This window comes from Hymenobacter agri, from assembly GCF_054778495.1.
Genome location: NZ_BAAGZM010000178.1, coordinates 1 through 7,316 on the forward strand (window position 1 = coordinate 1; position 7,316 = coordinate 7,316).

Annotated in this window: 4 protein-coding genes; 1 reads left to right on the forward strand and 3 read right to left on the reverse strand. The window is 61.7% G+C overall.

What is annotated here, in order from left to right:
• Positions 1-464: hypothetical protein (locus tag ACYVDE_RS10710; protein WP_460501508.1), on the forward strand; the 464-nt coding region annotated here is incomplete at its 5' end.
• A gap of 108 nt (positions 465-572) precedes the next feature.
• Here ACYVDE_RS10710 and priA read toward each other — a convergent pair.
• The 3 genes from priA to ACYVDE_RS10725 all read right to left on the reverse strand — a co-directional run.
• Entirely contained in the window at positions 573-3,116 is a 2,544-nt protein-coding gene (priA, locus tag ACYVDE_RS10715; protein WP_460501509.1) for a primosomal protein N', read from the reverse strand.
• 187 nt (positions 3,117-3,303) lie between these two features.
• Positions 3,304-5,400, reverse strand: coding sequence for a thioredoxin domain-containing protein (locus ACYVDE_RS10720; RefSeq protein WP_460501510.1), 2,097 nt, complete (start codon positions 5,398-5,400; stop codon positions 3,304-3,306).
• Between the two features lie 108 nt (positions 5,401-5,508).
• Positions 5,509-7,316, reverse strand: a 1,808-nt coding sequence (locus ACYVDE_RS10725) for a hypothetical protein (RefSeq protein ID WP_460501511.1), incomplete at its 5' end; no start/stop codon positions are given.

Below are 7,316 nucleotides of genomic sequence, written 5' to 3' on the forward strand. Positions count from 1 at the left end.
CGCCGGTAGCCGTTGCCACGCCCGCCCCGGCCGAACCGACTGAAGCTGCTGCACCCGTAGCGGAAACGGTAGCTGCGTCGGCCACCACTGCCCCTGCTGCCGCTAAGCCCCAGCCGGCCCAAAAGGTCGTTGCCGCCCGCGAAATTGCCTCCCGGGAAATTGCGGCCCAGGCTGCCACGAACACGGTAGCCGCCGCGCCTGCCACCAAGCCCAGCCTGGTGCAGCGCATTGCGCTAAACAAGGTGACGCGCAAAATGGACAAGCTGATGCAGAAGTCGGGCTCGGTGCGCCAGCACGACAACACCGCCTCCACGGCCAAAGGCAGCATCAATGGCAACCTGCGCATTGGCCTCATCCTGCTGCTGGTGGGCCTGCTGCTCGGCCTCATCAACGGCCTGATTGGCTCCATCGTGGCCATCATCGGTCTGGTGTTCATCGTGCTCTGGCTGCTCGACCAGGTATAAGCAACTCGTATTTCGGTACAAGCAAAAAGCCCCATCTGCGCTAGCAGAAGGGGCTTTTTCGTGCCTGTGAGCGTCGCTTACAACGTCCAAAACCGTGTAATCCGTGATTTACATCGGGTCCACATCGGCCACGAGGCGGGCCTGGCGGAATTCCTTCTGGTCCTTCACTACGTCCATTGCCTCCAGAATCTGCTGCTTGGCGTGCTTGAGCACGGTATGGGCGCGGTCGAGCTTGATGGTGATTTCCTGTAGGAAGAAATTGCGAATGCGGAAGATGTAGGGCGCTTCGGGGCCTAGCACGGCGGCCTGGCCCAGCCGCGCCACCAGCTCCTGTGTGAGTAGAATGGCCGCGGCCTGCCCCACTTCCTGGTCGATGTGCTTCACCGTCATTTTGACGACGCGCATGAAGGGCGGGTAGCCGTGCTCGTGGCGCTGCACGATTTCGTAGTTGTAGAACTCGATGTAGTCGTTGCGGATGACCTTGTCGAAAATCACCTGCGTGGGGTCGGCCGTTTGAATGATGACCTTGCCCTTCTTGCCCTTGCGCCCGGCCCGGCCGCTCACCTGCACAAACATCTGGTAAGCCCGCTCGTGGGCCCGGAAGTCGGGGTAGTGAATGATGCTGTCGGCATTGATGATGCCCACGAGGCTCACGTTGGCAAAATCGAGGCCTTTGGTTACCATCTGGGTGCCCACCAGCACGTTGGTGGCCTGCTTCTCGAAGTCGGCGATGATTTGCTGGTAGGAGTTTTTGGCGCGGGTTGTATCCAAGTCCATCCGCTGGATGTTGGCCTGCGGGAGCATGATTTTGAGGTCGTCCTCAATCTTCTCGGTGCCGAAGCCTTGGGTTTTCACGGCACGTGAGCCGCATGCGGGGCATTTGGTCACCATGCTGTCGTGGTAGCCGCAGTAGTGGCAGCGTAGCTCGTGGCTGTGCTTGTGGTAGCTGAGGCTCACGGCGCAGTTGGTGCATTTGGGAATCCAGCCGCAGTCCTGGCAGGCCACCACGGGCGCGTAGCCGCGCCGGTTCTGGAACAGAATCACCTGTTCCTGGCGGCCCAGGGTGCGCTCCACTTCGCCCAGTAGGTCGGCGGTGAAGTGGTTGTGCATGGTTTTCTGCTCGCGGGCCTTACGCGTGTCCAACAGCTCAATTTCCGGCATGCCCGCTTCGCCGAAGCGTTTGGTGAGCGAAACCAGGCCGTAGCGTCCCTGTTTGGCCTGATAATAGGTTTCGACGGCCGGCGTGGCCGAGCCCAGCAGCGTTTTCGCGCCCTGGAAATTGGCCATCATCAGGGCCACTTCGCGGGCGTTGTAGCGCGGGGCGGGGTCGTACTGCTTGTAGCTCGATTCGTGCTCCTCGTCCACAATGATGAGCGAGAGGTTGTCGAAGGGCAAAAACACCGCCGAGCGCACGCCCACCACTACCTGGAAGCGGCCCGAGAGCACGCCATTCCACACTTCCACCCGCTCGTTATCGGAGAATTTAGAGTGATACACGCCCAGCCGCGAGCCGAACACGCGCATCAGGCGCGTCACAATCTGGGCGGTGAGGGCAATTTCGGGCAGCAGGTAGAGCACCTGCCCGCCACTGTCCATGGCTTTGCGGATGAGGTCGATGTAAATCTCGGTTTTGCCCGCGCCCGTCACGCCGTGTAGCAGCACGATTTCGCGCTCGGCAAAGTGGGCCATGATTTCGTCGCGGGCGGCCGTCTGGGCCTCCGTCAGCGTGAAGTTCATTTGAATCACGCCCTCGTTTTCGAGCGGGAAGCGACTCACAATCTGGTCAAACTGCTCCAACACGCCGTTCTTGATGAGCGTGTTCACGGCCGAGGCCGAGAGGTGCGGGCTGCTGCTCAGGTAGGCCTTTTCCAAGCCGGCTTGGTTGGCGTGCTCGTTCTGGTACACGGGCACGCGCTGCATGTACTTCATTAGCACGTCGAGCTGCTTGGGCTTGCTGGTGAGTTGCTCAAACAGCCGCTCCAGCGAGGCTTCCGAGATGTAATGATGCGCCAGCCGCACCTTCTTTACCACCTTGGGCGCGTACTTGTCGGCCGTGTGCTCGAACAGGAAAATCACGTCCTTGTGCATCAGCGACTTGATGACCTTGTGGAAGGACGTAACGCCCAGCAGGTCGCCCACTTCGGTAAACGTCAGGGCCTTGCCTTCTTCCACGGTGCCCAGCGCGGCCACAATCAGCTCTTCCTGGGTAGAAAGCGGATACTCATTGTCCTCCCGCGAAAAGCCGGGGTGCAGCTGAATGCGCGACTCCGAGCTGAGCTTCAGCGCCGAGGGCAGCGCCGCGTTGATGACCTCGCCAATGGTGCAGAGGTAATAGTCGGCCATCCAGCGAAACAGCTTGAGCTGCGGCTGTGTGACGACGGGCGCGTCGTCGATGAATTCCAGAATGTATTTGGCCTGATATTCTTTGGGCGCGGTTTCGTGCACGGCGGCTACGATGCAGCTGAGCGTCTTTTTGGCCCCAAACTGCACAATTACTCGGCCGCCCACTACTACGTTGTCGTTCAGCTCATACGGTACCCGGTAGGTGTAGAGCCGGGGCAAGGGCAGGGGCAGAATAACATCGGCAAACAGCGTTACCCGCTCGGGCGCGGGCACCGGCACAGGAGCAATAAAATCAAGCGTCAGACTCAAAACTTAGGATACTATAGACGGATAGTAAAGATAACACGGTGCGGGCGGCGGCTGGCCACAGTTTAGCGCGTAGCGCGTAACTGCAGGCCGGCCAACGCGGGCAGTCTGGAGATTGCACCCGTTTTCGTGGCGTGCAGTCATGCTGTCGGCGACAACTTAAGAATGCGGCCAGGGGAATAGGGGGCGGCTACAGCGCCGCTAGCGCATCAGAAACGGTATACACCGGGGCCAGGCAGGCGTAGTTGCGGCACACGTGCACGGCCGTGCGGCCGTCGGTGGGCGTGGGCAGCAGCTTGAGCAGCGGCAGCTCCGAGGCGGCTTCGGTGCCGGCCAGCACGGTATCGAACAGGAAATGGCGGCTGATTTCTTCGCGGAATTCCTCGACGTCGGGGCCCTGAATGGCGATTTCAGCGCCTGGCCGCAGCAGCGCCGCGTAGAGCGCGGCCCAGTTGGTGAGGTGCTGTGGCTCTTTCACCACGAGGTGGCGTAGTTGCTGAAGCATAGCCACAGCCAAGTCGGTGTATTCAGGCTTTTCGAGGTGGCGGCCCAGGCGGCGCAGGTTGTGCGCCATGATGGAGTTGGAGGCCGGAATCACGTTGTCGAACAGTTCTTTTTTGCGGGCAATGAGCGGCTCGGCGCGGCTGTCGGTGTAGAAGAACAGCGTTTCGGCGGGGTCGAAGAAGTTGGCTCGCACGTACTCCGTCAGCGTTTCGGCCTCGCGCAGCCACTGTTCCTTGAAAGTGATTTCGTAGAGGCTGATGTAGGCCTGAATAACCAGCGCGTAGTCTTCGAGGAAGCCGTGAATGCTGGCGCGGCCATTCTTGCAGGTGCGGAACAGGCCCGCGCCGTCGCGCAGTTTGGCTTCAACGAAGCGGGCGTTGTGCTCAGCCATGGCCAGAAACTCGGGCTCGCCGAAGGCCCGGTAGGCATCCGTCAGGCCCTGTAGCATCAGGGCGTTCCAGCCGGTCAGCACTTTGTCGTCGAGGCTGGGGCGCACGCGGGTGGCGCGCACAGCCATGATTTTCTGCTTCCAGCCCGCCACCAGCTCGGGCAGCACGCCGGGGGCCAGCTGGTGGGCGGCGGCAAAAGCTTCGTCGGTTTCGCGGCGGTGCAGGATGTTGCGGCCGTGCTCCCAGTTGCCGGCGGCGGTGCAGTTGTAGTAGTCGGAAAACAGCGGCTCCTCGTCGCCAAGAATGTCGCGCAATTCTTCTTTCGTAAAGACGTAGAATTTGCCCTCTTCGCCCTCGCTATCGGCATCGAGCGAAGAGTAGAAGCCGCCGTCAGGATTAGTTAATTCCAGCCGTACAAATTCGACGGTGTCGTACACCGTTTCCCGAAAAAGCTCGTCCTGCGTCAGCTGGAAGGCTTCGCTGTAGAGGCTCACCAGCTGGCCGTTGTCGTACAGCATCTTTTCAAAGTGCGGGGCCAGCCACTCGCCATCCACCGAGTAGCGGGCAAAACCGCCATGCACCTGGTCATAGATGCCGCCCCAGGCCATTTCGCGCAGGGTCAGCACAGCTTGGTCCAGCACTGCGCGGCTGCCGCTGATGGCGTGCGCCCGCAGCAAAAACCGCCAGATGCTGGGCATCGGAAACTTCGGGGCGCGGTTCATGCCGCCGCGCTCTCGGTCAAAATTCGTGCTCAGGTTGTACACCAGCAGCTTGAATTCATCGTCGGATACGCCGGCCGGGCCGGTTTCCGGCGCTACACCGATGGCCTGCAGTGCTGTGTAGTCGGCTTCCTGGGCGGCGTTCTGATTGTGGCTGCCGTACTTGGCCAGCTCGCTCCGGCCAATCACCTCCATAAACCGCTCGGCCGACTGTTCCAATTCGGCGCGGTGCTCGCCAGCGTAGGCCTGGCCAATGTTGGTGAGCAGCTTGGTCCAGTTGCCCTGCGGGAAGTAGGTGCCGCCGTAGAAGGGCTTGGCGTCGGCCGTCAGAAACACGTTCAGGGGCCAGCCGCCCTGCAGGCCCATGGCGTGCAGGGCATCCATGTAAATCTGGTCCACGTCGGGCCGCTCCTCGCGGTCGACCTTGATGCACACGAAATGCGCGTTCATCACCGCCGCCACCGCCTCGTTCTCAAACGATTCGCGCTCCATCACGTGGCACCAGTGGCAGGCCGCGTAGCCAATACTCACCAGAATGGGCTTCTGCTCGGCCTGGGCGCGGGCCAGCGCCTCCGGGCCCCACGGGTACCAATCCACGGGGTTGTGAGCATGCTGTTGCAGGTAGGGGCTGGTTTCCTGGGCGAGGCGGTTGGTGTGCGGAGCAGCGTGGGCCATATGGGAGCGGGGTAGGGGAGGTACTGAAACACCAAACCCGGCGAAAAAGGCCGGGCTTGGAAATGAATTAACGCAAAAGGCCGAGTATCAGCCGCAAATTCTGCTACGCTACGCGGCGGGCTTCTTCGGCGTCCGGGCTTTAGCCGCCGGCTTGACGGGCCTATCTTGGGGGGCATCCGCTTTAGGAGCGTCAGCTTTAGGCGCAGCCTTCCGCTTCACAGCCGGTTTGGTCGACGTTCCATCCGCCGCTTTTTTGGGCGAAGCTGATTTAGCTGGTACCTTATCAGCAACGGCTTCGTCCGTTTTAGATGCAACCTTCGCTGCCTTCGCTTTGGCTGGAGCAGCCGGTTGTTTTGCCGGTTGAGATGCCGCTACAACTGCATTCTTGTCGGCCGAAGCAGCTTTGGCCATTTTCGCCGCAGCGGGTTTCGCAGCAACAGGCGTAGCGGCTTCTTTTACCGGTTTCTTGGCTATGGCCGCTGCCGACGGTTCGCTTGCCGCTGCTTGCGGTGCATCGGCATTACCAGCGGCCGAGGTAGCCGGTGCTTTGGCATTCTTAGACTTGGCTGCTTTGGCTGTCGGAACAGCTGTTGGAACCGAAGTCTTGGCAGTTGCTACGGGTGTCTGTTCAGTGGTTTTTACAAACTTCGCCTGTTGCGGAGTCGCTTTCGCCTTGGAGGCCCGTCCGCCTTTCTTGGGCGTTTCTGTCGCGCCCGAAGTCTCCGTAGCTGTTTCAACTGTGGTCGTAACAGCTGGCACTGTGAAAGCCGGCTCAGTAGCTGCGGCCTTTTTGGCACCAGCTTTTGCCTTTGCCGGTTTCGTAATGGGGGCTTTCTCAGCCTTAGCCGGTGCGCTCGGCTCTACCAGCGACGCCGAAGTGCCCGTGAGGCGCCCGGCAGCCACTTGCGTACGTACCGCCGGCACTGCATCCACCGGAATTATCGGCGTGTCAACGGCAGGCTTCTCCGTGCGGCCGCCCACCTGCAGCCGGCTCTTACGCTTCGAGGGTTTCGACGCTTTCGGTGCAACGGGCTGACTGGACTCGGCCGGCGCAACAGTTTCGGCCGATACAAATACCACCGGCGTAACGGCCACCGCCCCCGCGGCGGAGGGTGTCGGCAGCGTTACCACGGACTGTTCCTGCGGGCGGCGGGTATCGCGCTGCTCGTTTCCGCGGGCTGCATTCAGGGTTTCGGTATCCACAACCGCCTCCACTGCCCCACGCGGTGCTGCGACTGGAGAGACTTCCGTTCCGGCTTCGGCCGCCGTCTCGGCAATTGCAGGATGGTTGCCCTTCTTCTTTTTGCGGTTGCGATTGCGGCGTGAAGAAGAAGTCGAAGCTGGCTGCTGCGACTCCCCTGCTACCTCCGTCGAAGCGGCCGGAATAGTCTCTTCGCCAGCCACTTCATTCGTTGCATCAGTCGCCAAAACCGCCGGAGCGGCAAACAGCGGCACCCGCGTCACGCCCCGGCCGCCATCGTTCCGGCGGTCGCGCAGCTGCTCGGGTACTTCAGCGCCAGTCACCGTGTTCTCAATTGTTGGAGTGGCGCTGCCTACTGTTTCAACCTGCGCCGCTGCGGCTTCCAGTGCCGCGTCAGAAGCGGCCAGTTGGCCCTCGTTCAGGCCCATTTCGGCCGCCAATCGCAGCGCGTGCTTGCGGGCCGTGCGCTTGGCACCACCCCGCGAGCGCCGCTTTTTCTTCCGCCCGGCTTCCAGCGCCGCCGCGTCGGCTGCCGCACCGGCAGTGTCCGGCGTCGATTCCGAAGCTGATGCCACGGGCACTAGGCCGGCGGTAGTTGATTCGTTCAAGAAAGGCTGCTGAGCAAACTCATCGGCCTCCCCAAAGCTGGCGGCCTGAAACTGCTCGGTCTCGCTGGGCTGCACACCCCGGCCTTTGCCGCGGCCATCGCGCCGCC

What these genes read in the sequence shown, in the direction of transcription:
- ACYVDE_RS10720 (WP_460501510.1), bottom strand. Translation starts at nt 5,400, where the DNA reads ATGGCCCACGCTGCTCCGCACACCAACCGCCTCGCCCAGGAAACCAGC.